28 protein-coding genes are annotated in these 26,310 nt (G+C 63.2%); 14 read left to right on the plus strand and 14 right to left on the minus strand.

Annotated features, from left to right (window positions below):
- Nucleotides 1-53: 53 nt before the first annotated feature.
- From DMO26_RS15305 to DMO26_RS15315, 3 genes are read left to right on the plus strand one after another with little or no spacing between them, the layout of a single operon-like run.
- Nucleotides 54-2,048, plus strand: a complete 1,995-nt coding sequence (locus DMO26_RS15305) for an acetyl/propionyl/methylcrotonyl-CoA carboxylase subunit alpha (RefSeq protein ID WP_117193008.1) — start codon at nt 54-56, stop codon at nt 2,046-2,048.
- Nucleotides 2,041-2,898 (plus strand): hydroxymethylglutaryl-CoA lyase, encoded by an 858-nt coding sequence (locus DMO26_RS15310; protein ID WP_117193009.1) that lies wholly within the window; start codon nt 2,041-2,043, stop codon nt 2,896-2,898. The genes DMO26_RS15305 and DMO26_RS15310 overlap by 8 nt, the downstream gene beginning before the upstream one ends.
- Nucleotides 2,898-3,695, plus strand: coding sequence for a crotonase/enoyl-CoA hydratase family protein (locus tag DMO26_RS15315; RefSeq protein WP_117193010.1), 798 nt, complete (start codon nt 2,898-2,900; stop codon nt 3,693-3,695). The genes DMO26_RS15310 and DMO26_RS15315 overlap by 1 nt, the downstream gene beginning before the upstream one ends.
- Here DMO26_RS15315 and DMO26_RS15320 read toward each other — a convergent pair.
- Complete coding sequence (locus DMO26_RS15320) at nt 3,655-5,628, minus strand: FAD-binding monooxygenase (protein WP_117193011.1); 1,974 nt, start codon at nt 5,626-5,628, stop codon at nt 3,655-3,657. The genes DMO26_RS15315 and DMO26_RS15320 overlap by 41 nt on opposite strands.
- 175 nt (nt 5,629-5,803) lie before the next feature.
- Here DMO26_RS15320 and DMO26_RS15325 point away from each other — a divergent pair, with 175 nt between their 5' ends.
- The 3 genes from DMO26_RS15325 to DMO26_RS15335 all read left to right on the plus strand — a co-directional run bounded on the left by DMO26_RS15325 (nt 5,804) and on the right by DMO26_RS15335 (nt 7,836).
- Complete coding sequence (locus DMO26_RS15325) at nt 5,804-6,295, plus strand: MarR family winged helix-turn-helix transcriptional regulator (protein WP_117193012.1); 492 nt, start codon at nt 5,804-5,806, stop codon at nt 6,293-6,295.
- Nucleotides 6,296-6,394: 99 nt separating this feature from the next.
- Complete coding sequence (locus tag DMO26_RS15330; RefSeq protein WP_117193013.1) at nt 6,395-6,646, plus strand: hypothetical protein; 252 nt, start codon at nt 6,395-6,397, stop codon at nt 6,644-6,646.
- An 800-nt stretch (nt 6,647-7,446) separates the two neighbouring features.
- Nucleotides 7,447-7,836, plus strand: coding sequence for a RidA family protein (locus tag DMO26_RS15335; RefSeq protein ID WP_117193014.1), 390 nt, complete (start codon nt 7,447-7,449; stop codon nt 7,834-7,836).
- A 430-nt stretch (nt 7,837-8,266) separates the two neighbouring features.
- Here DMO26_RS15335 and lepA read toward each other — a convergent pair whose 3' ends face one another.
- On the minus strand, nt 8,267-10,093 hold the full coding sequence (gene lepA / locus DMO26_RS15340) for a translation elongation factor 4 (protein ID WP_117193015.1): 1,827 nt from the start codon (nt 10,091-10,093) through the stop codon (nt 8,267-8,269).
- Between the two features lie 72 nt (nt 10,094-10,165).
- The gene (locus DMO26_RS15345) at nt 10,166-11,434 is read right to left on the minus strand and encodes an MFS transporter (protein ID WP_117193016.1); all 1,269 of its coding nucleotides are present in this window, start codon (nt 11,432-11,434) and stop codon (nt 10,166-10,168) included.
- Between the two features lie 173 nt (nt 11,435-11,607).
- Here DMO26_RS15345 and DMO26_RS15350 point away from each other — a divergent pair, with 173 nt between their 5' ends.
- The 3 genes from DMO26_RS15350 (at nt 11,608) to DMO26_RS15360 (ending at nt 13,214) form a co-directional block, all read left to right on the plus strand.
- Complete coding sequence (locus DMO26_RS15350) at nt 11,608-12,183, plus strand: helix-turn-helix domain-containing protein (protein ID WP_226951301.1); 576 nt, start codon at nt 11,608-11,610, stop codon at nt 12,181-12,183.
- 18 nt (nt 12,184-12,201) lie between these two features.
- Nucleotides 12,202-12,729: a GNAT family N-acetyltransferase gene (locus DMO26_RS15355; protein ID WP_117193017.1), complete on the plus strand. Its 528-nt coding sequence runs from the start codon at nt 12,202-12,204 to the stop codon at nt 12,727-12,729.
- 95 nt (nt 12,730-12,824) lie between these two features.
- Nucleotides 12,825-13,214 carry a hypothetical protein gene (locus DMO26_RS15360; RefSeq protein WP_117193018.1) on the plus strand — a complete coding sequence of 130 codons (390 nt, stop codon included), beginning with the start codon at nt 12,825-12,827 and terminating at the stop codon, nt 13,212-13,214.
- A 40-nt stretch (nt 13,215-13,254) separates the two neighbouring features.
- Here DMO26_RS15360 and DMO26_RS15365 read toward each other — a convergent pair whose 3' ends face one another.
- Entirely contained in the window at nt 13,255-13,881 is a 627-nt protein-coding gene (locus tag DMO26_RS15365) for an HAD-IA family hydrolase (RefSeq protein ID WP_117193019.1), read from the minus strand.
- A gap of 77 nt (nt 13,882-13,958) precedes the next feature.
- Here DMO26_RS15365 and DMO26_RS15370 point away from each other — a divergent pair, with 77 nt between their 5' ends.
- Nucleotides 13,959-14,462 (plus strand): hypothetical protein, encoded by a 504-nt coding sequence (locus DMO26_RS15370; protein ID WP_162894913.1) that lies wholly within the window; start codon nt 13,959-13,961, stop codon nt 14,460-14,462.
- Nucleotides 14,463-14,556: 94 nt separating this feature from the next.
- Here the strand turns inward: DMO26_RS15370 and DMO26_RS15375 are convergent, their stop codons facing one another.
- Both DMO26_RS15375 and DMO26_RS15380 read right to left on the minus strand, forming a co-directional pair.
- Entirely contained in the window at nt 14,557-15,783 is a 1,227-nt protein-coding gene (locus tag DMO26_RS15375) for an MFS transporter (protein WP_117193021.1), read from the minus strand.
- Between the two features lie 52 nt (nt 15,784-15,835).
- The gene (locus tag DMO26_RS15380) at nt 15,836-16,468 is read right to left on the minus strand and encodes a TetR/AcrR family transcriptional regulator (RefSeq protein WP_117193022.1); all 633 of its coding nucleotides are present in this window, start codon (nt 16,466-16,468) and stop codon (nt 15,836-15,838) included.
- Nucleotides 16,469-16,643: 175 nt separating this feature from the next.
- Here DMO26_RS15380 and DMO26_RS33705 point away from each other — a divergent pair, with 175 nt between their 5' ends.
- From DMO26_RS33705 to DMO26_RS15390, 3 genes are all read left to right on the plus strand, one after another.
- Nucleotides 16,644-16,817, plus strand: a complete 174-nt coding sequence (locus DMO26_RS33705; RefSeq protein WP_162894914.1) for a hypothetical protein — start codon at nt 16,644-16,646, stop codon at nt 16,815-16,817.
- Nucleotides 16,818-17,014: 197 nt separating this feature from the next.
- Nucleotides 17,015-18,232, plus strand: a complete 1,218-nt coding sequence (locus tag DMO26_RS15385; RefSeq protein WP_117193023.1) for an MFS transporter — start codon at nt 17,015-17,017, stop codon at nt 18,230-18,232.
- Between the two features lie 21 nt (nt 18,233-18,253).
- On the plus strand, nt 18,254-18,439 hold the full coding sequence (locus DMO26_RS15390; RefSeq protein WP_117193024.1) for a hypothetical protein: 186 nt from the start codon (nt 18,254-18,256) through the stop codon (nt 18,437-18,439).
- A gap of 18 nt (nt 18,440-18,457) precedes the next feature.
- Here the strand turns inward: DMO26_RS15390 and DMO26_RS15395 are convergent, their stop codons facing one another.
- The 6 genes from DMO26_RS15395 to DMO26_RS15425 all read right to left on the minus strand — a co-directional run bounded on the left by DMO26_RS15395 (nt 18,458) and on the right by DMO26_RS15425 (nt 22,430).
- Complete coding sequence (locus DMO26_RS15395; RefSeq protein ID WP_117193025.1) at nt 18,458-18,661, minus strand: hypothetical protein; 204 nt, start codon at nt 18,659-18,661, stop codon at nt 18,458-18,460.
- Between the two features lie 42 nt (nt 18,662-18,703).
- Entirely contained in the window at nt 18,704-18,943 is a 240-nt protein-coding gene (gene rpsU, locus DMO26_RS15400) for a 30S ribosomal protein S21 (protein WP_117193026.1), read from the minus strand.
- Nucleotides 18,944-18,994: 51 nt separating this feature from the next.
- Entirely contained in the window at nt 18,995-19,282 is a 288-nt protein-coding gene (locus DMO26_RS15405; RefSeq protein WP_117193027.1) for a cold-shock protein, read from the minus strand.
- Nucleotides 19,283-19,408: 126 nt separating this feature from the next.
- Nucleotides 19,409-19,618: a cold-shock protein gene (locus DMO26_RS15410; protein ID WP_117193028.1), complete on the minus strand. Its 210-nt coding sequence runs from the start codon at nt 19,616-19,618 to the stop codon at nt 19,409-19,411.
- A gap of 362 nt (nt 19,619-19,980) precedes the next feature.
- Nucleotides 19,981-21,084 carry a TRAP transporter substrate-binding protein gene (locus DMO26_RS15420; RefSeq protein ID WP_117193030.1) on the minus strand — a complete coding sequence of 368 codons (1,104 nt, stop codon included), beginning with the start codon at nt 21,082-21,084 and terminating at the stop codon, nt 19,981-19,983.
- 227 nt (nt 21,085-21,311) lie between these two features.
- A complete protein-coding gene (locus tag DMO26_RS15425; protein WP_117193031.1) occupies nt 21,312-22,430 on the minus strand; it encodes a TRAP transporter substrate-binding protein in 1,119 nt (372 codons plus the stop codon).
- Between the two features lie 242 nt (nt 22,431-22,672).
- Here DMO26_RS15425 and mbfA point away from each other — a divergent pair, with 242 nt between their 5' ends.
- Complete coding sequence (mbfA, locus tag DMO26_RS15430; RefSeq protein WP_117193032.1) at nt 22,673-23,656, plus strand: iron exporter MbfA; 984 nt, start codon at nt 22,673-22,675, stop codon at nt 23,654-23,656.
- A 199-nt stretch (nt 23,657-23,855) separates the two neighbouring features.
- On the opposite strand, the gene DMO26_RS15435 is transcribed toward mbfA, so the two are convergent.
- Both DMO26_RS15435 and DMO26_RS15440 read right to left on the minus strand, forming a co-directional pair.
- The gene (locus DMO26_RS15435) at nt 23,856-25,433 is read right to left on the minus strand and encodes a sensor histidine kinase (RefSeq protein ID WP_162894915.1); all 1,578 of its coding nucleotides are present in this window, start codon (nt 25,431-25,433) and stop codon (nt 23,856-23,858) included.
- Between the two features lie 141 nt (nt 25,434-25,574).
- Nucleotides 25,575-26,189, minus strand: coding sequence for a transglutaminase-like cysteine peptidase (locus DMO26_RS15440; protein WP_117193034.1), 615 nt, complete (start codon nt 26,187-26,189; stop codon nt 25,575-25,577).
- Nucleotides 26,190-26,310: the final 121 nt, after the last annotated feature.

Raw genomic sequence — 26,310 nt, forward strand, 5'->3', positions numbered from 1 at the left:
TGCTGTGCCCTCGCCATCTCCCCCGCAAGGGGGGAGAGAGGGAGTTTGTTGCCATGCTGAAAAAAGTCCTCATCGCCAACCGAGGCGAAATCGCCTGCCGCATCATACGTACCTGCCATCGCCTCGGCGTCGCGACCGTCGCGGTCTATTCCGATGCCGACCGGGATGCCCTGCATGTCTCGCTTGCCGGCGAAGCCGTCCACATCGGCCCATCACCCGCCGCCGAGAGCTACCTCCGCGGCGATATCATCATCGATGCGGCGCTGGAGACCGGTGCCGACGCCATCCATCCCGGTTACGGTTTTCTCTCCGAGAACCCGGACTTCGCTGAAGCCGTCGCATCCGCGGGCCTCCGTTTCATGGGCCCGTCGCCGGTTGCCATCCGTGCCATGGGCCTGAAGGACGCTGCCAAGGCGCTGATGGAAAAGGCCGGCGTGCCCATCGTACCCGGTTACCACGGCAACCGGCAGGAGCCCGATTTTCTCCTGGCCGAGGCAGAGCGCATCGGCTTTCCGGTTCTCATCAAGGCGCGGGCCGGTGGTGGCGGCAAGGGCATGCGGCGGGTGGAAAACGCCGCCGGTTTCGCGGACGCCTTGGCGTCGGCCCAGCGCGAGGCGCTGGCCGCCTTCGGCGACGCTGCCTGTCTCATCGAAAAATACATCACCCATCCCCGCCATATCGAAATCCAGGTTTTCGGCGACGACCACGGCAATGTCGTGCATCTCTTCGAGCGCGATTGCTCGGCCCAGCGCCGCCACCAGAAGGTCATCGAAGAGGCGCCGGCCCCCGGCATGCCGGACGAGATGCGCCGCGCCATGGGCGGGGCGGCCGTGAAAGCCGCGCAAGCGATCGGTTACTCCGGTGCCGGCACGATTGAGTTCATCGCCGATGCCTCCGAGGGACTGAAGGCGGACCGCTTCTGGTTCATGGAGATGAACACCCGCCTGCAGGTGGAACACCCGGTAACGGAGGCCATCACCGGCGTCGATCTGGTCGAATGGCAATTGCGCGTCGCCTCCGGCGAGCCGCTGCCTCTCAAACAGAACGAGCTTTCGATCAACGGCTGGTCCTTCGAGGCGCGGCTTTATGCAGAGGATGCCGAGCGAGGTTTCCTGCCCGCCACCGGCACGCTTGCGCATCTCGACCTGCCGAAGCAGTTTGCCCGCGTCGATAGCGGCGTACGAACCGGAGACCGCATCTCGCCCTTCTACGACCCGATGATCGCCAAGATCATCACTCACGGCCCGGACAGGATCTCTGCGCTCGCACGTCTTTCCTTGGCCCTGGCGGAAGTACGCGCCGCCGGCGTCACGACGAATGCCACATTCCTTCGCCGGCTAACGAATCAATCCGATTTTGCCGAAGGCAGGCCGGATACGGGCTTGATCGACCGGCATCTGGCCGAGTTGACGATGGTCCATGCCGCCCCGTCCGAAGTCGTTGGCTTGGCCGCCATTCTCCTCTCCGGCGCCCTGGAGCCAACGAGCTCGCATGATCCATGGAGGAATTTACCCGGATTCCGATTGTGGTCCGAAGCCTCCGATTTCGTCGCGCTGGAGCATCGTGGCCGGCACCTGGCGATTTCACTCGGCGCGAAAGGCGAGGGGGCTTATTCGGTTGCGATTGACGGCACGGGCCTTGATCTGCGCGCCTCCCATTTCGACGGCGCCTATCTTGTCGAAAGCGCCGGTCGGAAACACCGTCTTGGCGCGGTTCGCGCCGGTCGCGAGGTGACGATCTTCGGCAATGGTGAAAACTGGCATTTCGCGCTCGTCGATCCGCTCGCGGGCGAGGACGAGGCTGTCGGCGTCGGCGACCGGATCGTCGCGCCCATGCCGGGCCTCGTCAAACTGCTGAGCGCCACGCCCGGCGCGGTGGTTGCCAAGGGCGAGACGCTGGCTGTCATGGAGGCGATGAAGATGGAGCTGATACTCTCCGCCCCGCGTGACGGCAGCATCGCCGAGGTCCTGGTCTCGCAGGGCGAGCAGGTTCTGGAGGGCGCGGTTCTCCTGGTGCTGGAGCCGGCTCCGGGGACGGAAAATGGCTGACTTCGTCCGTATCCACGAGATGGGCCCGCGCGACGGGCTGCAGAACGAAAAGCGGATCATCTCCACCGCCGACAAGATAGAACTTGTCGACCTGCTTTCGGCCTGCGGTTTCGAAAAGATCGAAGTGACCAGCTTCGTGCGCGCCGACTGGGTGCCCCAGATGGCCGATGGCCCCCGGGTCATGGCGGGCATCGAACGCCGGAAGGGTACGCTCTACACGGCGCTGACGCCGAATCTGCGGGGTTATGAGGCGGCGATGTCGGCAAGGGCGGATGAAGTCGCGGTCTTTGCATCCGCCTCGGAGGGTTTTAGCCACCGCAACATCAATTGCAGCATCGCGGAAAGTTTCGAGCGTTTTGCACCCCTCGTCCGCCAGGCACGCGAGGACGGCATTCCGGTGCGGGCCTATGTGTCCTGCGCCGTGGATTGCCCATTCGACGGCCCGACGCCGCCGGCGCAGGCGGCAAGGGTTGCGGCCGAACTGCATGCGCTCGGCTGCGGCGAAGTGGCGCTGGCCGATACGATCGGCACAGGCACGCCGGACCGCGTGGCGGCCATGCTGGACGCCGTGCTGGACCGGCTACCCGCCGAAAATCTGGCAGGGCATTTCCACGATACCAATGGCCGGGCGCTCGACAATATCACGGTATCGCTGGAAAAGGGGCTTCGGGTCTTCGACGCGGCAGCCGGCGGCCTCGGCGGCTGCCCCTATGCGCCTGGCGCGGAGGGCAATGTCGCGACGGGCAGGACCGTGGATCATCTGGCCGCCATGGGCTTCGAAACGCGCATCGACCGCGAGCGCCTTGCCGAGGCCGAAAGCTTCGCCCGAGGCTTGAGGGGAGCACGCTGATGTCGGCCTGCGAAACGCTGACGCTCGGGACGGATACGCGCGGCGTCGCCACGCTGACGCTCAACCGGCCGGACAAGCACAATGCCATGAATGCCGCGATGATCGCCGAACTTGCCGGAATGGCCGGCAGGCTCGCCGCCGATGACGCGGTCCGGGTCGTGGTGCTCGCAGCCGCAGGCCCGACCTTCTGCGCCGGCGGCGATCTTTCCTGGATGCGTGACCAGGCGGCGAAGGTCAGGCAGGGCAAGATCGAGGGCGCGACCGAGCTCGCAGGGATGCTGAAGGCGCTGGACGAGTTGCCTAAGCCGCTGATCGGCCGGGTGCAGGGCAACGCTTTCGGCGGCGGCATCGGCCTCATGTCGGTTTGCGATATCGTCGTGGCGGCGGAAGGCGCCGAGTTCGGACTGACCGAAACGCGGCTCGGCCTCATTCCGGCAACGATCGGGCCTTACGTCGTGCGCCGCATCGGCGAGGGGCACGCCCGGCGGCTGTTCCTCAATGCCCGCCGCTTCGATGCCCTGACGGCTCACGAAATCGGCCTCGTCTCGGTCGCCTGCCCCGTCGGCCAGCTCGATGCGGCGGTCGATGTGGAAGTTTCCGCCCTTCTCGATTGCGCCCCCGGCGCCGTCGCCAGCGCCAAGAGCCTTGTTTGCACCCTTGCCCGCGAAGCCATCGACGACCCCGTGAGCTACAGCATCGGCCTGCTCGCCGATCGCTGGGAAAGCGACGAAGGCAAGGCCGGCATCGATGCCTTCCTCAACCGGCAGCCGATGCCCTGGGCGGTGAGGCGGAACTGAAGGCCGGTGTGGGCGCAAGCATGAAGCCTGCGAAAAATGCTGAGAGCTCCGCATGCGCCTCCAGCGGCAGGATATGCGCGACATATTGGTCTGGCCGCACGACGACCATGCAGCCCCGTTCGCGGTCGATGCCGCGCAGGTCGAAAATATCCCTGCCGTTCTTGAGGTCCGGGCAGAACATCTTTTCGTAGTCGCGCAGCCCCAGCCGCCCCTTGGCCGGCAAAAGCAGGGAAGGCATGGCCTCGACCGCAAGCTCGCGATGGCCCTGCTGGAAGATCGCGCGGACATCGATCACCGCGTCGATATCGCTGCCTTCCGGCGTGTATCTCAGTACCGGCGACGCAGCGGAGCCGGCGAGGAAATCGCAAACCGCTGCGAGCCGTGACCCCGGCTGGGCCCTGTCGCCTTGGCCGGCAAAGGCATAGAGGCGAAAGCGCCCATCCGCCTTGGCCATGTGCCCAAGTTCCACGGGCTTCGCATCGCCGAGGCGAATGACCGGCGCGGAGTGGAAGCGCGTACCGATCGGCAGCCCATCGGCGAGATGCTGATGGGTCGCCTCGCCGGTGAGGACCGAAGGCGCATAGCGGGTCGCGGTACCGGCGGTATAACGCCCGGACCTGACGAAATATTGCTGGACTTCCGCCGGATCCACGCCGCCCGGGTTGCCGGGCGATTTCAGCGGCGCACTCAGCATCTTCGCCCATTCGCGGTCGAAATCGATCAGTTCCTTGGCGATCGCCTGCCGCTCGGCCGAATAGCTGTGCAGCAGTTCCGGCGGCGAACGTCCCTCGAGCACGGCCGCGAGCTTCCAGCCCAGATTGAACGCGTCCTGCATGGAGACGTTCATGCCCTGGCCTGCCTTTGGACTATGCGTATGACACGCATCGCCGGCGATGAAGACGTGCGGCAGCCGTGTCGCGATCTCCGCCTCCGGGACGTCGTCGAACTTGTCCGTCAGACGCTGGCCGATCTCGTAGACCGACCACCAGGCGACTTCCTTCACCTCGAATCTGTAAGGGTGGAGGACACGTTGCGCCGCGGCGATGAGATGCTCGACGGTGATGTTCCTGCTCGCCACCCGCTCGTTTTCCGAGAGCTTGTCGAGTTCCACATAGATGCGGACGAGGTAGCCGCCTTCCCGCGGGATGAGCACGATGCTGCCTTCGTCGGCAGACTGGATCACGCCCTTGAGGCGGATATCCGGAAAGTCGGTGACGGCAAGCACATCCATCACGCCCCAGGCCTGGTTGGCGGAATCGCCCGTCAGCTCCCGCCCGAGCGATTTTCGCACGCCGCTGCGGGCGCCGTCGCAACCCACGACGTAGCGGGCCCTCACCGTTTCGATCTCTCCTTCATGCCCGGCATCGACCCGTTCGAGCCGGACGGTCACGGGATGGGTGCCGGCGGATGCCGCGGTATCGATGTCGAGATCGACGAAGCGGCGGGAGTAATGCGGCTCCAGCCGGCTGGCGGAGCGGCGCATGACATCGAGATAGAAATCGTGCACCCGGGCCTGGTTGAGGATGACGTGCGGCATTTCCGACAGCCCGTCCTCCACATCCTGAATGCGGCCGTGGCGGACGATGTTCCTACGCTCAACTTCATCCGGTTTCCAGAACGAGGTCTCGTTCACCCAGTAGGATTCCTTCAGCACGCGTTCGGCAAAACCGAAAGCCTCGAACATCTCCAGTGTGCGGCAGGCAATGCCGTCGGCCTGGCCGAGCTGCAACGGACCGGGCTTCTGGTCGACGATGCAGGTCCTGATGCGGGGGAAGGCGGAAAGCTGGGTCGCGAGCGTCAGCCCCGCCGGGCCGCAGCCTACGATCAGCACGTCGACTTCGGCTGGCAGCCCGTCCGAATGCGGCAAAGCCTGTGCGGACGGTTCGGCAAGACCCGGATCGCCGATGCGAAAACCGTTGAGATGAAATTGCATGACCTGTCTCTTCCCCTGTGCTCGAAGGCCGCCTTCCAAGGGGGCCGGCCATCTCGACGCCGGAGCGCCGCATGTTAGGATGATGTGAAAAGGACGTGTTCGTCCCCGATGAATTGAACAGTATGCTGATCATCAGTATACTGTCAATATGTCGTGGCGAAGTTGGAGATCGTGGGTGAAGGACAATAACGAAATGCCGGGTCACCTGGCCCGCCGGTTCCAGCAGATCGCGGTGGCGGTTTTTCATTCGCAAGCCGAAGCCGCAGGCTATGATCTGACACCGGTTCAGTACGCGGCCCTTGCGGCGATCAGCGCCAATCCCGGCCTCGATCAGGTGACGCTGGCCGGGATGATCGCTTACGACCGGACGACCATCGGCGGCGTGGTGGACCGGCTGGTGCAGAAAGGCCTCCTGGAGCGCACTGCAAGCGTGAAGGACAGGCGCGCCCGCGCGTTGCGGATCACCGAGGAAGGCCGGCAGACCCTTACGGGCATCACGCCGGCAGTCGAGGCGGCGCAGCGGCTGATGATCCAGGGCTTGAGCGACGACGAGGCGAACGAGTTGATGCGGCTTCTGCGCAAGGCGATCGCCGCCGGCAACGAGCTCAGCCGGGCGCCGCTCCGGGAAGCGGATGCGAAAGGCGGGCAGGCGAAAGCCGGACGGTGAGTGCGCAGGGAAATTCGCCCGAATTAACCTTTTGTTCATCATATTCTCCGAGCCTCGGCTTCAGGGGTTGCTTGCAATTCGCGGACCGGAGGACAGGGCATGACGCTCGTGACATTGCCAGACAAGATATTGCGGACCAGCCACCACACGCTTCTCGTGATGCGTGACGGCGGCACCTGCCAGGCGGTCTGCGTCGTGGACGACGGCAGGATCGGCGACGTCCGCTCGAAACTCTCGCTCATCGAGACCATCGCCAGCCGGAAGCTCGGTTGCGGCGAGGTGGCGTTCGACGGCCGTGTCTGGATCACGTCCGAAGACCTGCCCAGGCCGTCCTTTCGAAGCCCGCACTGACATGGATGCGCCTGACACACTCCTCCCTTGGCGATCTCCGATTTTCGCTTCGCCCTCCCGAGGAGGAGGAAGGGGTCTTTCGTTGTCCTCACCCTCGGGCGATCCTCGGGTTAAACCCGAGGACGAGGACGAGGATCGGACGGGGCGCTGAAAGCTGCCTCGTAGTTAAGTAGTAGGTGACACCTTTCAGCGCCCCTTTCGGCTGTTTGTGCCCGCGACTCCGGTTCCTCTGCGAAGGCCTGACCGGACGGTCCTTTGCCGCCGGTTCCGTCCCCGGACCTGATCCGGGAATCCAGACCAGAAATCCGGCGAAACCATCCGGGTCAGCCCTCATGTGTGCCGCACAGGCACGCCCGGCGCGCTTTTTCGGGCATCGGAAGCGAAAAGGCCGGTCCGTAACCGCATCGCTTCTCCCGTGTCGCCGGAGGGAAACCATTTTCCGCGAACCCGGATGCCGAGGTTTTGCGTCTCACCCCCGACACCCGCGCCGGCCCCGTCTGACTGGCACGCCTGCCAGCGTATCCGAAACGGGACGGACAGATTGTAGGCCGGACTGCCGAGGCGGGGATGAAAATGCTGTAGATTTCTCCTCATCGACAGCTAAGCGACTGAAAATACGAAACCTTATTTTCCGGATCGCCATTTTTCATCCCCGCGGATGCTCGACCCGATAATCCGTGCCCTCTCATTGACATACGCGTCGTATGTTCCCATTTGTTGAGATACGGAACGTATGTAAATTGGCTCCGCAACGCCGGGGCTGGCCCACGCGCCCGCTCGTTTCAACCAGGATGAAGAGAATGATCAAACGCGACGCAATCTTTCCCGCCGGCCGCCAGGCCCTCTACGAGATCCACAAATATTCGGCGGCGATCCGCTCCGGGGATCTGCTGTTCGTTTCCGGCCAGGTCGGCAGCCGCGAGGACGGTTCGCCCGAGCCTGATTTCAGGAAGCAGGTGGAACTGGCCTTCGCCAATCTCGAAGCAGTGCTGAAGGCCGCCGGCTGCACGCTCGACGACATCATCGACGTCACCTCCTTCCATACCGACCCGGAAAAGCAGTTCGATACGATTCTTGCCGTGAAGGATGCCACGTTCACCGAAAAACCTTACCCCAACTGGACCGCCGTCGGCGTCAACTGGCTGGCCGGCTTCGATTTCGAGATCAAGGCGATTGCGCGGATTCCGTGAGGGCGTGATGGAGGCAGGGCGGTGGTGAGCTAGATCAGGCTGGCCACCGCTTTGCTGTTTGGTGCAGCTGCGCGTTCGCTTGCGAGAGGCTATTCCTCCCCGTCATCCCGGCCTTGAGCCGGATCCAGCCGCCGCGCGTCTGCGCGGTTCGAGGACTCTTGTTTGTTGCCGATTCAAAAGGAGTTTTTCGCACCGCCGACGCGGCGCCGCTGGATTCCTGTGACGGATCCCCGGATCAAGTCCGGGGACAGGAATGACGGGAGAGGAGGGGTGCCGGTGCCACAAGGGAAATCGAATCTGCACCAGCGGGATGCTCCGATGCCGATATTTGGCGAACGCGATGCGTCGTGATCCGAGGGCACCTCTCACCCGTCATCCCGGCCTTGAGCCGGGATCCAGCCGCCGCGCGTCTGCGCGGCGAGAGGATTCCTCATTCGTCGTTCATCTTCAGTGCCGCAATAAACGCCTCCTGCGGAATTTCCACCTTGCCGAACTGGCGCATGCGCTTCTTGCCTTCCTTCTGCTTTTCCAGAAGTTTGCGCTTGCGGGTGGCGTCGCCGCCGTAGCACTTGGCGGTCACATCCTTGCGCAGCGCCCGCACGGTTTCGCGAGCGATCACCTTGCCGCCGATAGCGGCCTGGATCGGGATCTGGAACATATGCGGCGGGATCAGTTCCTTCAGCTTCTCGACCATGCCGCGGCCGCGGCGGTCGGCGGCCGAGCGGTGGACGAGCATCGAGAGCGCATCGACCGGATCGCTGTTGACCAGGATCGACATCTTCACGAGGTCGCCGGCGCGGTAATCCATGATCGTGTAGTCGAAGGAGGCGTAACCCTTCGAGATCGATTTCAGACGGTCGTAGAAATCGAACACCACTTCGTTGAGCGGCAGTTCGTAGGTCAGCATCGCCCGCGTGCCGACATAGGTGAGGTCGGTCTGGATGCCGCGGCGATCCTGGCAGAGTTTCAGGATGCCGCCGAGATATTCGTCCGGGGTGAGGATCGTCGCCTTGATCCACGGCTCGCGGATCTCGTCGATCTTCACCACGTCCGGCATGTCGGTCGGGTTGTGCAGTTCCTTCTCGGTGCCGTCGGTCAGCGTCATCTGGTAGACGACCGAAGGCGCGGTGGCGACGAGATCGAGGTTGAACTCGCGCTCCAGGCGCTCCTGGATGATTTCGAGATGCAGAAGGCCGAGGAAGCCGCAGCGGAAACCGAAGCCGAGTGCTGCGGAGCTTTCCATTTCGAAGGAGAAGGAGGCGTCGTTGAGGCGAAGCTTGCCCATGGCGGCGCGCAGGTCCTCGAAATCGGCGGCATCGACCGGGAAGAGCCCGCAGAACACCACCGGCTGGGCCGGCTTGAAGCCGGGCAGGGCCTGCGCCGTCGGACGTTTGTCTTCGGTGATCGTATCGCCGACGCGGGTATCGGCCACTTCCTTGATCGAGGCGGTGATGAAGCCGATCTCGCCGGGACCGAGTGAATCCACATTGACCATCTTGGGGGTCAGCACGCCGACGCGCTCGACCGTGTATTTGGCGTCCGTGCCCATCATGCGGATGGTCTGGCCCTTGGTCAGAACGCCGTCGATGATGCGCACCAGAACCATGACGCCGAGATAGGTGTCGTACCACGAGTCGACCAGCAGCGCCTTCAGCGGGCCCTTCTCGCCTTCCGGGCTTTTCGGCGCCGGCAGCTTGTGGACGATGGCTTCCAGCACGTCCGGAATGCCGAGGCCGGTCTTGGCCGAAATCAGCACGGCGTCGGAAGCGTCGATGCCGATCACTTCCTCGATCTGCTCCTTGATGCGGTCGGGTTCGGCCGCCGGCAGGTCGATCTTGTTGAGGACGGTGACGATCTCGTGGTTGTTGTCGATCGCCTGGTAGACGTTGGCGAGCGTCTGCGCCTCGACCCCCTGGGAGGCGTCGACGACGAGCAGCGAACCTTCGCAGGCCGACAGCGAACGCGACACTTCGTAGGCGAAGTCCACGTGGCCGGGTGTGTCGATGAGGTTCAGGATATAGGTCTCGCCGTTCTTCGCCTTGTAGTGCAGGCGGACCGTCTGGGCCTTGATGGTGATGCCGCGTTCGCGCTCGATATCCATCGAGTCCAGCACCTGTTCCGACATTTCGCGCTCGGCGAGGCCGCCCGTCGTCTGGATCAGCCGGTCGGCCAGGGTCGACTTGCCGTGGTCGATATGGGCCACGATCGAGAAATTGCGGATATGGTCAAGCGGCGTGCGGGCGGAATTGGTGCTCATGGCTGGCGCATATAGCAGCGCAGTCCCCTGCCGCAAAGCGGAAAGATAACCTTTCGTTGAGGATGAAAGGCCTTATCCGCCGGGTTTTCCGGTTTCCGCTCCGGTCGGGTCCGGCTCCGTGAGCACGGAGGCGTTCGGGACCTGGGCGCTGCGGAGGCCGAAATTCTCGCGTTCGCCCATCGGCACCGCCTGGCGCTCCTTGAGGCGCCACAGCACATAGGCCGCATAGACGATCGCCACCAGGATCACCGCATAGATGAAGGTGTGCTGGCCGAAGGCCGGGGTGAGAAGCGTGACGCCCAGCGGCACGATGGTCGCCGCCGTCGACCAGGCGACAAGCAGCGTGGACGAGAGCGGCACGAAATCGCCGGGATCGGCCCGGTCGTTGGCATGCGCATTGGCGACCGAATAGACCGTCTCCACCGCGCCACCGAAGACGAGGAAGACGATCATCAGGACGACGATGGTGGAAAAGGAGACGAAAAGCGCCGCAAAGCCCGCCATGACGATCAGGCCGCAGGTGATGAGCAGCACGAAGCGCCGGTCGATGCGGTCGGAAAGCACGCCGAGCGGATACTGGATGAACAGCAGCCCGGTCTGCATCACGAACATCAGCAGCGCCACATCCGCCTGCGAGACCTGGTTGGTGGCGGCATAGATGGGGGTGAACCCCTGGATCACCATGGAAAGCCCGCCGGACGCCAGCACCCCCACAAGGCCGACCGGCGAAATCCGCCAGGCCATCTTGATGTTGACGTTGACGTTTGCCGGCGCCGGCGGGTTCGGCAGGCGGGTCAGCCCGATCGGCAGGATGGCGAGCGCGGTGAAGAAGATGACCGCGAGCGGCGCCAGATTGCCGTCGGTCGGGATCCGGCCGAACAGCCAGGCGCCGCAGCCGAGGCCCAGGACATAGGCCATGTAGAAGAAGGACATCGCCTTGCCGCGCCATTCGTTGGAGGCCGCGTGGTTGAGCCAGCTCTGGGCGATGATGAAGTTGACATTGGCGGCCGCGCCGTAGATGCCGCGCGCGAGGATCCACACATAGGCGGGCAGGTCGGCGGCGATCAGCACCGCGGCGATCACCACCATGGCCATCGAGCAGGCGAAGAGCCGCGCATGCCCGACCCGCCGGATCAGCGGCCCGCCGACGACGCAGCCGATCAGTCCGCCGAAAGCGACGGCGGTGACGGCGGCGCCCGCCGCCCAGGGCGCGGCGGAATGGGTTAGCATGAAGGGCACGTAGGCGAACATCACGCCGCTGCCGATCGCCGCGATCGTCATCGAGACGACGATGCTGGCGATCGAAAAGGGCGACGCCGTTTCGAATGTCTGGCCGTTCATCTCTCGTCTCTCCGGGCAGGGAGCGACGCCAGGGCCGGCGCCGTTCCGTCAAAGCTCCCCATAGCCGATCGACGGTGACGGACGCTATCGCGGAAACGCCATGCACTCACAAATTTCATGCATCCATCATGCGAGAGCTTGATTCCATGATAAGAGAATGCAATTCTCAGATCATGGAAGAGACGGACCACGGCATCGAGACGGCCATCAGCGAGCGGTTGAAGACGCTGCGCACGGCGGCGGGGCTGACGCTCGACGAACTGGCCGCACGGTCGGGTGTCAGCCGCGCGATGATTTCCCGCATCGAGCGGGCCGAGGCGAGCCCGACGGCGGCGCTGCTCGCCAGGCTTTCGGAGGCCCTCGGCCTGTCGCTCTCGGCCTTTTTCGCGGATGACGAGCCGGCGTATTCACCCCTCAGCCGCAGGGCGGATCAGAAGCTCTGGCGCGACCCGCAGACCGGTTATCTGCGCCGCGCCGTCTCGCCGCCCGGCATGCCGAGCCGGGTGGATATCGTTGAGGTGGATTTTCCGGCCGGCGCGCGGGTCAGTTTTCCGCCGCGCGCGGAAAGCCGGGTCATGACCCAGCATGTCTGGCTGTTCGAGGGCGTGCTGGAGATGATCATCGGCGAGACCGTACACACGCTCCACCCCGGCGACTGCCTCTATATGCATATCGGCGACGCCTTCGATTTCCACAATCCGTCCGACAGGCCTGCCCGTTACGCGGTCATCCTCGACCGTGGCCGCTAGAACCCGAGAGAACCGAACATGACGACCATCCGCATCATCACCGCCGACGAGGCCCGTGCAGCGATCGACGACCTCTGCGAGACCCTTTCCGACTGCATCAACGGCGGCGCCTCGCTCGGCTTCATGCTGCCCTTCGAGCCCAAGGACGCCGTCGGTTACTGGAACGAGATCGCCGATGCGGTGGCAAGGGGCGGCATCATCCTCGCCGTGGCCGAAGTGAATGGCAAGGTCGTCGGAACGGTGCAGGTGGGACTTGCCTCGAAGCCGAACCAGCCGCATCGCGGCGACCTGATGAAGCTTCTGGTGCACCGTTCGGCCCGCGGGCTCGGCCTGTCGCGCAGGCTGATGGACGCGGTGGAGGCGGAGGCCGCCCGGCGCGGCCGCACCCTCCTGGTGCTCGATACCGCGACCGGCAGCGACGCCGAAAAGATCTATCCGCGCTTCGGCTGGGAGCGGGTCGGCGTCATTCCCGACTACGCCCTGTGGCCGGAGGGCGGCTTTTGCGACACGACGCTGTTCTACAAGCGGCTTGGCCTGGCCGCGTGAGGCAAATACGCAATTTCCCTCACTCGCCTTCCTTCAGAAAATGATGTCTCATGCGCGCGCGTGCGCATGAGCAAACGCTTCTGAAGGGGGACCCAATGTTGAAACTGAATTCGCTGCCGGCAATTCGCCGGGCGGCTGGACTGGCACTTGCGATCACTCTGGGCGGGACCGCTATCCCGGCCATGGCCGCCGATGTGACTTTCATCATGAAGAACGACCATCCGAATGCCGTCGAAGTCGAGCTTTACAGCCAGGACCGCAGGCACGTCTGGCCGGGCAACAACCAGGTCTATTATCTCGACGACGGCGAGACCAAACAGATCCCGCTCTCCTGCCAGCAGGGCGAGAAGATCTGCTACGGCGCCTGGGTTTCCGGCGACAAACAGACCTATTGGGGCACCGGCCCGAACAATAAGGAAACCTGCGAGGATTGCTGCTACACCTGCGAAGGCGGCGAGACGGAAGAGATCAATCTGGTCGAGTAGACCGGCTCATCCAGGCGCGGGACCGGCCTGGCCGGTCCCGTCACTTGGCTTCTGAGATGGCGTGCCCGGACAAGGGAGCGAATGCCCCGCGAAGCGCCATTCCCTGCGTCCACTGGACCGCGTTCCAGCCGAAAAGGCGGGCGCCCTCGATATTCTCCGCAGCATCGTCGATGAAGCCGATATCCGGCGGCGAGACGCCGGTTTCGGCCGTTGCGAGGCGGAAGAAGTCCAGGCCCGGTTTCCTGTGGCCGAGTTTGGCGGAATAGAAGATGCCGTCGAAACGGGCTGCGAGACCGAGTTTGCCAAGCAGCCAGGCGGCGCGGCGGTGCTCCTGGTTGGTGGCGAGATAAAGCGCCACGCCGGTTTCCCGAAGCGCCGCGAGATCCGTCAGCAGCTGCTCATCCAGCCGCGAATCGTTCTCGAACCAGTATTGCAGCAGCGTTTCCGCTTCGAGATGCGGCGCGATCCTCGACAGTACATCGGTCAGCCTCGGTTCGATCGGCTCGCGGCCGGTGACGATATCCGGCCAGTAAGGCTTGAAGAATTCCCGCTGCAGCACCTCCACCGGCAATCCGAGATCGCGCTCCAGATAGGTGGCGAACGGCAATCCGTCGGCAGGCCGCCCATGCACGAGAACGCCGTCGACATCGACCATCAAAACTTTCATTGCGCAAATCTTCCGGTTCTGAAAACTGTTGCACCTATGGGCAAGGCCGCTCTCTAGGGCCGGGGGGTGTCGGGAACATGACGCGGAAAGTACATATCCTCGCATTGATCGCCGGCCTCCGGCTTGCTTCCCCGATCGTCGCCGTCGCTGACGAGGTGCCGAAATTCATGCAATTCGCCGAAAAGGTCTATGTCGGGCCGAGGGCGCCGGCAAGGCTGGCGACCAAGGACGAACAGGCCTTCGCGACGCGGCTGCGGGAAGGGGCGAAGAGGCCGGTGAATTTCGCCGGCCATTACATCCTAGCCACCTGGGGCTGCGGAGCGGAATGTCTGGGCGGCGCGGTAATCGACGCCCGCAGCGGCGCGGTGACCTGGCTTCCCTATTCGATCTGCTGCTGGGGCGAAGGCGAGCCCTTCTATTATCGCAAGGACAGCCGTCTGATCGTGTTTTCCGGCGTGCTGAACGAGGAGAGCCAGAAGGGCGCCCATTTCTTCGAATTCCGGAACGGCAGTTTTCACCATCTGACGAGCAGGGCGAAGGATGGTTCGGCCCTGCCTGTCCCTCCGGCTGCAGGTCGCTAGACTAGCGGCGGTCGCAGCGGCAATCCGATCACGTTCGAGTTCATCCTCGAACGTGATCCGGTTCGTCATGCGGGCGATATCGCTGTCGCCTTCCTCATTCGGCGGGAGCCGGTTGCGGCCGTCTCTCCATGAGGAAGTAGAGGAAGGCGATGACCGGCAGCGTCAGCCCGATCGCCGAGGCGAACGGCCAGCCGCCTTCCGCAAAGGCCCATGCGCCGACGGCCGAACCGACCGCACCGCCGAGGAAGAAGGTCGCCATGAAGAGGCCGTTCAGGCGGGCGCGCAGATCGGCACCGAGGCCATAGATCGCCCGCTGGCTGATGACCATGGTCATCGTCACGCCGAAATCGAGCAGGATCGCCGCAAGCGCCAGGAGGGCGAGCGCCAGGGTCGAGCCCTCCGGCGCGACATGGGTGATGAGATAGGCCGCCGCCACGGCAAGGATGCCGAACATGGTGGCAGGCCTCGATAGGTTGCGGTCGGCGAGCCGGCCGGCGACCGGCGAGGCGATGGCCCCGGCGACGCCGACCAGCGCGAAAACGGCAATGCCGGCCTGGCTGAGCTGAAAGGCGGGGCCGGCGAGCACCAGCGGCGTCACCGTCCAGAACACGCTGAAGGCCGCGAACTGGCAGGTCTGGTAGAAGGCGCGGCGGCGCAGCACCGGCTGGCTCATGTAGAGCGTCCCCATCGACGCGATGAGAGCGCCATAGGAAAGCCTGGTCTGCGGCATCCGCTTCGGCAGGCGCATCGCCAGCACCAGGCCGAGCAGGACCATGACGGCGGCCGACAGGAAGAAGACGAGATGCCAGGACGAGAACTCGGCGATGAAGCTCGCTGCGGGGCGCGCCATCATGATGCCGATCATCAGGCCGCTCATGACATTGCCGACCACCCGGCCGCGATGCGCATCCGGCGCGAGGCTCGCGGCGAAGGGCACGATCATCTGCACGGCCGTGGAGGCAAGCCCGATCGCCAGCGATGCGGCGAGGAAGGGCACCGACGAGGTGGAGAGGCCGGCGGCGAGAAGGGCGAGCGTCACCGCACCGATCATGATCAGGATCAGGCGGCGGTTTTCGAGCAGGTCGCCAAGCGGTACGACCAAAAGCAGGCCGAGGCCGTAGCCGATCTGGGTCAGCGTCACGATGAGGCCGGTCGCATGCGCCGGAAGGCCGATCGAAGCGGCAATCGGGCCGGCGAGCGGCTGGGCGTAGTAGAGATTGGCGGCCACGAGCCCGCAGGCGAGCGCCATGACGAAGGTCATGCCGGCCGACATGGCGGAAGGAGCCGCAGGCGCGGCCGTCGTTGCAGTATTGCTGGTCATGAAGAAGCTCCTTGGGAGGAAGGTTCCTTAGGGAAAGGATCAGGTCAGAAAATCAGTCGAGAAGTTTCATGGCGGTCTCCGCCACGAGAAAGGCATGGCCGGTATCGGCGCCGGTCTTGCCCATGACGCGCATGCCCTGCATGATGCAGAGCAGGATTTTTGCCGTTTGCGGCGGATCGACGCCGGCGGCGATCGTGCCGTCCGCCTGGCCCTCGCGCAGCAGGCTTTCGATCAAAGCCTCGCTGCGGGCATGGGAGAGCCTCACCCGTTCGGCAGCATCGGCGTCGGCGATGGCGAGTTCCGTGGCGGTGCCGACGACGAGACAACCCCGCCGCCCCGTTTCGCCCTCAGACGCCTCGGCGTAAAAGCGCAGCATGCGGAAAATCTTGTCGCGGCCGTTCTCGCCCTTCGCGATCTCGGATTCCAGCAGGGCGTTGCGCACCTGCTTGTAGCGGTCGAAGGAGGCCAGAAAGATCGCCTTCTTGTCCTTGAAGGCCTTGTAGAGACTGCCGGCGGCAAGGCCCATCGCTTCTTTCAGCTCCGAAATCGAGGCGGCATGATATCCGCGCTCGGAAAAGACGACGATCGCCTTGTCGAGCGCTTCTTCGATCTCGAATTCGCGCGGGCGTCCGATGGGACGGCCGGGCGGACGCAGGGCGGGGGTGGATGGGGAATTGGTGTCCATGGCTGCGGCATAATTTGGAAATGATCGTTCCCAAATAGGTGGGTGCAGTCGCTGCGTCAAGTGCTTTTCGCACCTGCACATAAATTGGATGATCTGAGACAGGTCTCTTTTGGGGAACAACTTCGGGGAAGGGCGGTTACGCCTCTGTCACCAACCCCGAAAGCTGGAGGCACACATGAGCAAAAGCAACGTCGAACAGGCCGTCAAACGTGCCGAACGACAGGTAGAGAACACCAGTTCCGGCGGCCATCTGGGCGGCACCTATTATGGCCAGGGCCCGGACGGCAAGACGGCATCTACGAATACGAATGTCGGCAAGAACCGCCCCAACACCGGCAGTGACGGATAGTCCCCCGCCGGCATCGTGACGAGAAGAGTTTTGAGAGCCCCGCCATGCGGGGCTTTTTGCTGTATGATACGAAAATCCGGTTGCGGAAAAAAATCGGTCGGGTGTGTCGGCGGGGAGGGAGCCCGGCCGTCCTTGGGTCGTGGAGGATGCGTGTGCGGTGCCTCCGGAACTCGAACCCGATAAAGGGGGGAGTAAACATGACTGGCAATTATCGTTGGGTGATCGTTGCTGCAGGCGCCCTGATGGGCTGCGTCGCCGTCGGCACGATGTTTTCGCTCGCCATCTTTCTGGAGCCGATCGCGAAGAATACCGGATGGTCGCATGCCGGCATTTCGAGCGCGATGACGCTCAATTTCATCGTCATGGGGCTTGGCGGTTTCATGTGGGGCACGGCGAGCGACCGGTTCGGCGCCCGCGTCGTCGTGCTCATCGGCGCGGTGCTGCTGGGCCTTGCGCTGGTTCTGGCAAGCCATGTGCAGAGCCTGCTGGCCTTCCAGCTGGTCTATGGCTGCCTCGTCGGCATCGCGGCGAGCGCATTCTTCGCGCCGATGATCGCCACGACCATGGCGTGGTTCGACGAGCATCGCAGCCTTGCCGTCTCGCTGGTCTCGGCCGGCATGGGCATGGCGCCGATGACCGTCTCGCCCTTCGCCCGCTGGCTGATCACCGCCTATGACGATTGGCGCATGGCGATGTTTCTGATCGGCGTCGGCGCCTGGATCCTGCTCTTGCCGGCCGCCTTCCTGGTGCGCAATCCGCCGGCTGCGGCCCTCGCTGCGGACGCCGCGAACGAACCGCAGGCGGAAGGGGCGGGCATGCCGCTTGGCAAGGTATTCCGCTCGCCGCAATTCCTCGTCTTGGCTTTCACGTTCTTCGCCTGCTGCGCCGCCCATTCCGGGCCGATCTTTCACATGGTGAGCTATGCCATGTTCTGCGGCATCGCACCGATGTCGGCGGTGACGATCTATAGCGTCGAGGGGGCGGCCGGTCTCGGCGGCCGTGTCCTGTTCGGGCTGCTGGCCGACAGGCTCGGCGTCAAGCCGGTGCTGATCGCCGGCCTGTTGATCCAGGCCGCCGTCATCTCCGCCTATACGCTGGCGAGCGACCTGAGCCAGTTCTATACGCTCGCGGTCATCTTCGGCGGCACCTATGGCGGCGTCATGCCGCTTTATGCGGTGCTGGCCCGCGACTATTTCGGACCGAAAATCATGGGCACGGTGTTCGGCGCGGCGACCATGCTGTCGAGCATCGGCATGGCCTTCGGACCCCTGGCCGGCGGCTGGGCTTTCGACGCGTTCAACAACTACACCTGGCTGTTCATCGGCTCCGCGCTGGTCGGTCTTGCGGCGGTGGCAATCGCGCTTGCCTTTCCCCCGTTGCCGCGCTCGGACGCCGAAAGGCTGCAGCCGGCGTGACGAGGCGAAGATCAGCCGGCGATGGAGTTCAAGGCCGAAGTTGATTTTCGGCCGCTGCCGGCCCTGGGGAAGGGTATGATAAAGCCCGGAAACTCCGGGCTTTTGAAATTCAGCGACTGGTCTGAAGCGTGTTGCGATCTTTCAGGTTCGCTTGCCGCGCTTGAGGTTCTTGCTTTTACGCATCCCGCTGCCGCAAAACCGCGGTGAACTTTTGCGCGACATGCCTTAGGCTTTGCGGCCCTTGGCTCGAGCCGGAGCGGGCTCCGTCGCTTCCCGTTCGAGGCGAAGCAGCCTCAGTTTCTCGGTTTTCTTTTCCCGCGCAGATGCCTCCGCAGCAATGATGGAGCGTGCGGTGTGATCTGTCGCGGCAGCCTTGTCACGCGCGGAAAGCTTGGCGGGATTGAAGAATTCGTCCTTGGTAGCGGTCATGATATCCTCCTTCCTGATCGGATGTCCGGGCGGTCGACAGGGTCAGCGTGCCGGGCGGGCGACTTTCTTCGGCGCCGGCAACAGGCCTTCGCGCTGCATCTTCTTGCGCGCCAGCTTGCGGTAACGCCGCACGGCCTCGGCCTTTTCGCGCACGCGCTTTTCGGAGGGCTTTTCGTAGGCGCTGCGCGCCTTCATTTCGCGGAATACGCCTTCACGCTGCATCTTCTTCTTGAGCACGCGCAGTGCCTGCTCGACATTGTTGTCTCGGACTAGAACCTGCAAACTATATCCTTTCCATGGCGGGAAGCTCCCGCGTTTGATCAAAGGGTTGAATCACTTGCCGATGCGGATGTTCGACATCTTCAGCCAGGACCCTCCCGCAGTCGGGGAAGCGGTCTCGCCCTTTCGGACGGAGGCTGCCGTCTCGGCCGTATCGATATCGCTCTCGACGATCCGGCGTTCGAAATTCTCGTCGCCGAAGCGCACCCGGTATTGGTTTTCCCCGCGGTCGGCCGCCGGCAACAGGCCGACGATCCGGCATGCGCGGTCACCAGCGACGGTTCGGGTCAGGCTCGCCTTGAGCACGACGGTATCGCCGATGGCATAGACATTCGCGTTCATCGTGTTCTCCCTGGATCGGTCGGAAGCCGAGCAAAAACAAAAAGGCCGGGCGTTACCCCGACCTCTTCCCGCCATTCAAGCACTCGCTGCCGGTACATCCGCGGTCAGCCGAGGCGAATGACATTTTCAAGCAGCCCGAAGATTATCAGCCGAGCTCTTGCCGGACTTGCGGTCGCGGACGATCTCGTAAGAGATCTTCTGGCCTTCCGTCAAAGACGGCATGCCGGCGCGTTCGACGGCGGAAACATGGACGAAAACGTCCGTTGCGCCATCATCAGGCTGAATGAAGCCGAAACCCTTGGTGCTGTTGAACCACTTTACAGTGCCAGTATTCATAACGATTTCCTTTCAATCGCTAGTGTTGTCGGACAGTATCTCGTCCGTTTAATCGATATTTGAGAGGAAATCTGACGGAGCGCCGAGCGCGTGGACAAAGGTCGCAAGCAATTTTCGATAGCTGCAATATAAGCTTCATCCGAGAATAATCAATGCTTTCTTTCCAACTTAATTTTCCGCGAGCCCTGCCGAGCCTCGAAATTCTCTGGCAAGTGGCTGTTTTTAAAAGGCAATATTATGAAGTTTCGAATTGGTTCGGAGCGGACGCGATCGACCTCGTCGAGGTGATCGTCCGGTCGCGTCCGTCAAAGGGGAAACCCGGAGGCGTGCCGGGCTTCCCGCAGATGGCCGGTGGATGAATGTCAGAGCGCACCGGCGCGCTGCTGCGTCATCATATAGGTGTCGTAGGAATATTCGGCGATCTGGGCCCAGAGATAGGCATCCTTCTTGAAGGCCTGCTGATGGTCGTAGATCTTCCTGAAGGCCGGGCTCCTGGCCGAAAGATCCGCATAGGTTTCCATCGCCGCCTTGAAGCAGACATCCATGATCTCGCGGCTGAAGGCCTTGAGGACCGCTCCTTCGCCGACGAGCTTCTTGAGCGCCGTCGCGTTGTGGGCATCGTAGTTGGCGAGCATGCTCATGTTGGCGGCGGCGCAGGCGTCGGTCAGGATCTGCTGATAGCTCTTCGGCAGGCCCTTGAACTTTTCAAGGTTGAAGAAGGCATGCATGGCCGGGCCGCCTTCCCACCAGGCCGGATAATAATAGTACTTGGCGACCTTCACGAAGCCGAGCTTCTGGTCGTCATAGGGGCCGACGAATTCGGTGGCGTCGATCGTGCCTTTTTCGAGTGCTGCATAGACGTCGCCGCCGGCGATCTGCTGCGGCGTGACGCCGACCTTCTGCATGACCTGGCCCGCAAGGCCGGCGATGCGCATCTTGAGGCCCTTGAGGTCCTCGATCGTGTTGATCTCCTTGCGGAACCAGCCGCCCATCTGGGTGCCGCTGTTGCCGGCCGGCAGGGCATAGAGACCGCGTGGCGCAAGGAATTCGTTGATCAGGTCGTTGCCGCCGTTGAGGAACCAGGCATTCGTCATGCGGGCATTGAGGCCGAAGGGAATGGCGGTGCCGAGCGCGAAGGCCGGATCCTGGCCGATATAATAGTAGGAGCAGGTATGCGCCATCTCGACCGTGCCGTTGGCGACCGCGTCGGCGGCCTGCAGCGCCGGCACGATCTCGCCGGCGCCGAAGGTCTGGATGGTGAACTTGCCGTCGGTCGCGGTCTTTACCGCGTCGGCGATCTGGTTGGCGGCATCGAAGATGATGTTGAGGCTCTTCGGGAAGGACGACGTCAGTCGCCAGTTCACGCGCGGGCTCTCCTGTGCGAGAGCCGGTGCAGCCAGTGCGGTCGCGGCTGCGGCGCCCATGCCCGCGGTCGCCGCCTGCTTGAAGAAACGTCTGCGATCCATGAAAATCCCCCTCGAAGCGAAGTGTGTGCGGCCTCCGGCCTTTGTCGATCTCGCTCATAATCCTTTCATTTCGGGAACGGCAAGGAAATTCCGAAAATTCGCACTGGCCATCCGGCCGGCGCGGAGGCCGGCCGGATGGCCACGATGCCGGACCGATCGAAGGCTGGGGAGAAGGAAAAGCCCGGAGGGGTCGCTCCGGGCTTGCGGCCGTTCGGGAGGTGCCGTGATTACAGCGTGCCCTTGCGCTGCTGCACCATCATGAAGGTGTCGTAGCTGTATTCGGCGATCTGCGTCCAGAGATAGGCGTCCTTCTTGAACGCCTGCTGGCTGTCGTGGATCTTCTTGAAGGCCGGGTTCCTGGCGGAGATTTCCGCATAGGTTTCCAGTGCAGCCTTGTAGCTGATGTCCATGATCTCCGGGCTGAAGGCCTTGAGAACGGCGCCTTCCGCGACGAGCTGCTTCAGCGCCTTGGCATTGCTGGCGTCATAACGGGCCAGCATATTGGCGTTCGCGTTGGCGCAGGCGTCCTTGATCATGCGCTGGTAACTCTTCGGCAGGGCGTTGAACTTGTCCTTGTTCATGAAGGCATGCACCGCCGGGCCGCCTTCCCACCAGGCCGGATAATAATAGTACTTGGCGACCTTCACGAAGCCGAGCTTCTGGTCGTCATAGGGGCCGACGAATTCGGTGGCGTCGATCGTGCCTTTTTCGAGTGCTGCATAGACGTCGCCGCCGGCGATCTGCTGCGGCGTGACGCCGACCTTCTGCATGACCTGACCCGCAAGGCCCGCGATGCGCATTTTGAGGCCCTTGAGGTCTTCGATCGTGTTGATCTCCTTGCGGAACCAGCCGCCCATCTGGGCGCCCGTGTTGCCGGCAGGCAGGGCATAGAGATTGTAGCCGGCGAGGAATTCGTTGATCAGCTCGTTGCCGCCGCCGACCGAGAACCAGGAATTGGTCATGCGGCCGTTGAGGCCGAAGGGAACGGCGGTGCCGAGCGCGAAGGTCGGGTCCTTGCCGATATAGTAATAGGCGCAGGTATGGGCCATTTCGACCGTGCCGTTGGAAACGGCGTCGGCGGCCTGCAGCGCCGGCACGACTTCGCCGGCGGCGAAGGTGTGGATCGTGAAATTGCCGTCGGAGGCTTCCTTCACGCTTTCTGCAATGTCGGTGGCAGCCGACCAGAGAATGTCGGTGTTCTTGGTGAACGACGACGTCATGCGCCAGGTGATTTTGGGGTTTTCCTGGGCGATGGCAGGGGCCGCCAGGGGGGAGGTCAGCGCGGTCGCGGCAGCGGCGCCCATGCTGGCGGTTGCCGCCTGCCGGAAGAAGTGTCTGCGATTCATGAGAATAATGCCTTCTGAACTTGGGAGGTGCCCGGATTTTCGCCCGTGCGGGCGCCTCTTAATCCTTTCATTTCGGGAACGGCAAGAAAAAAATCCAAAAATTACGTCGTGCTGCAGCAAGGCTTTCCGGAAATTACTCCTGAACCGCCGGATCCGCCGCCGGCGTCCGGATTGCCAAAAATGTCTTGAACTTTTGCGGCGCGCCACATAGTTTAGAATTATTCTAATTAAAAGGTCCGCCAATGCTCGCCCGCCTCTTCTCCTCCCCGAAACGATCTTTCGAATCCCTCAGCGAGCAGGAAATCCTGGCTCTCGCGATCGCCTCGGAGGAAGAGGATTCCCGCATCTATCTCGCCTATGCCGACAGTCTGCGCGAGCAATATCCTGCCTCGGCCAAGGTGTTCGAGGACATGGCGGAGGTGGAGCAGACCCATAAGAACGTGCTGATCGAAATGTTTCGCTCGCGTTTTGGCGAGCGCATTCCGCTGATCCGCCGGGAGCATGTGCGGGGCTTCTACGAACGCAAGCCGGACTGGCTGCGGAAGAACCTGGCCCTCGACACGGTGCGGCAGCAGGCCGAGGCGATGGAGCGGCAGGCTGTCCGTTTCTACGAGGAAGCGACCAAGCGCGTTTCGGATGCCTCGACGCGAAAACTGCTCGGCGATCTGGCGCTGGCGGAGCAGGGGCACGAGGATATCGCCCATATGCTGACCGACAAGCATCTGCCTGAGGACGTGAAGTCCGAGGAGGACGCCGACGCCCGCCGACAGTTCATCCTCACCTATGTCCAGCCGGGCCTCGCCGGGCTGATGGACGGCTCAGTCTCGACCCTGGCGCCGATCTTTGCCGCGGCCTTTGCGACCGGGGATACCTGGTCGACCTTCCTGATCGGCCTTTCGGCTTCCGTCGGCGCCGGTATTTCCATGGGTTTTACGGAAGCGGCGCATGACGACGGAAAGATTTCCGGCCGCGGTTCGCCGCTGAAGCGCGGCCTTGCCTCGGGTATCATGACGGCGCTCGGCGGCCTCGGCCACGCGCTGCCCTATCTGATCCCGCATTTCTGGACGGCCACGATCGTCGCTGCGATCGTGGTCTTCTTCGAACTCTGGGCGATCGCCTTCATCCAGAACCGCTATATGGAAACGCCCTTCCTGCGCGCCGTGTTTCAGGTCGTCTTCGGCGGCTCTCTCGTGCTGGCGGCCGGGATATTGATCGGGAATGGGTGACCCGTGGTCGGGCGGAGCCCGAGCAATCGATCCGGTGAATCGATTGCAGCGGCGAACGCCCCGAGCCAAAGCGAGGGGCCGGGAGGCGGTGCGGCTCCGCAAGGCCTCCCACCGGCACCGGCACATCACCCGGATGCAGCGCTCTGAGCTATGAACGCCCCAAGCCCAAGCGAGGGCCGGATACCGCAACTCCCGCAACTCAAGCCGCTTCCGGCGTTTCCTGTTTCAGCGGCGCGGTCATGGAAAACACGGCGCCGCCATCGTTGCTGGTGGTGAACTGCCCGCCGAGCTGCCGGACGAAATTGGCGATGAGGCGGCTGCCCATGCCGCCGGCACGGTTGAAGACTTCGATGCCTGGACCGTCGTCGCGGATAAGGAGACTGAAATTTTCGCCCTGCTTTCGAAGCTCGACGGTGAGCCTGCCCTCATCGCGGCCGGCAAAGGCATATTTGAACGAGTTGGAAACCACCTCGTTGATGATCATGCCGATCGGCAGCGCCTGTTCCCGATCGACGGTCAGCGGCTGGAGATCGAGGCTCAGATTGACGGGGATATCGTAGCCCGAGGCTATGTCGGTTATGAGCTTGGTGGCATAGGGCGCTACCTCGACCTGTTCGAACTGGTCGTTCTGGTAGATCTGCTCATGCACGGCGATCATCGCGGCGATGCGCCTCGTCATGTCGTCGCGAGCATCGGCCGGCAACGCCTGCAGCCGCACGAGCGCCAGCACCGCCTGGAGATTGTTCTTCACCCGGTGATGGATTTCCCGCAGCAGGAAGCGGTTGCGCTCCACCGCTTGCTCCAGTTCTTCGTTGCGGGCTGCGGTGCGATAGAGAAGGCGGTTGATCCAGAAGGCGCCGAGGACCAGCAGCGCCATCAGCGGCAGCATGATCAGCGCGTCCGACGAGAGATTCCGCCAGAATTGGTCGAGAACTTCCTGCCGCGCGACGGCCGCAAGGGCGATAAGCGGCCAGCCGGAGACCTTCCAGAAGGCGACGATGCGGGCATGGCCATCGATCGGGGAGGCCGGACTGTGGTAGAAGCCGGAGGACCTTTGACGGGTCATCGGGTACCAAGCCGTCGTGCTGAGATCGATCGGGCGTGTTGTCGCCGGGCGTCGGGCGATCAGCCAGCCGTCATCCCTGATGATCAGAATCGTGGAGTTCGGCCCGACCCTCAATGAGGCCCAGAAACCATCCAGGCTCTCGTTCGGGATGGTAATGCTGGCGACCCCGCGGAAAATCCCGCCTCGGTCGATCCGCCGTGCTATGGTGAAGGAGGGTTTGCCGACACGTTCGTTATCCAGTAGCCGGCTGAAAGTCAGTTCCTGACCGTCTCTCACCCTCTGGAAATAGGCACGTTCGCCGTGATTGTCGGATACATTTCCAGCGGCACTCTCGCCGGCACTGGAAAAGCGGACGATGCCGGCGTCATCCAGAAGCGAGTACTGAAAACCGGCCGGCAGTTGGCCGACCGCCCGCGACAGGTCGGCGGCAAGACCGGGCGAGCCGTCGATCGGCCTGTTGTCCACCTCGGTTTCGATGCGCCGCAGAGCCTGGTCGCTTGCCTCGATCATCCACTCCAGGTGGGCCGCGACCACATGGGCGGACGAGAGCGCGCGCGCTTCGCCTTCCTTCAGGGCATTCCGATAGTTTTCAAGGACAATGAGACCGGCGACTGCCAGCAGGACAACGAGGAATCCACCGGTCAGCAGGATCGGGAGGGTAGGCCTAGCGGCATGCGCGCGCGGCAAACCTGTCTTCACGTCGTCACTCACGCCCAAGCTCCGGTTTCCTCAACCATCTCGTAGCAGGCTGCAACCACCGAGGAAATAAACTAAGATCTCGCGAGTAAAAAAATCCACCCGCAATCGCATTGATTGCGGGTGAAGGAATGAAATGGCTTGCCGAAACGTCGGCTATTTCAAAGCGCCGACCAGAAGGTCGCGGCCGTTCTCGATCGTCACCCAGCGGCCCGTGTTGAAGGACGCCTGACGCTTCAGGAACGTGTAGGGCGTCGCATACCACGGCTTCACCTCGCCATCGAGGTTGTCCAGGACGAAATCGCCGTCTGCGGTGCGAAGGGTCAGGACCGCATGGCCTTCGCCGTCCGGTTTGCGCACGACAGTCATCAGCAGGTCCGAAAGCGCGAAACCCTGTTCTGCGAGTTCCTTGCGCTTTTCGAGTGCGAAATCCTCGCAGTCGGCGAAGCTGGTGGGATAGCTCCACACTTCCTCGCGGCCGTAGACGTCCTTGTCGGTCTTGGCGATGTAGCGGGCATTGACCGTGCGGTTGATCTGACGGACGGCGGCCCAGCCCTTGGCGCTGACCTTGGGCGCAGGGGCCGAACGGCTTTTGATCGAACACTCCGCCTGATACTTCTGGCAGAATTCGTAATGGCCGATCGGCTGGGAAGTCACTGCTCCGGTGACCATGGAAGCCATGGGTCTCGGTGCCGGCACTGCTGTACTCACTGGTACAAGTACGCTGACAAGGATCACGGCAAGCCGCCGCGCCTGCAAGGCTATCATCATGGACCCGTCCCTTTAAATCCTAATGAAACGTTAAGATCGGAAGGGCAAGAGAGTCAATCTGTGGAAATTCCTTAACGAATGTTCACATGGATTATGGTTAAGGCTGCTGCTTTTTTGTCTC

Source organism: Rhizobium terrae (assembly GCF_003425685.1).
GTDB classification, from domain to species: Bacteria; Pseudomonadota; Alphaproteobacteria; order Rhizobiales; family Rhizobiaceae; genus Neorhizobium; species Neorhizobium terrae.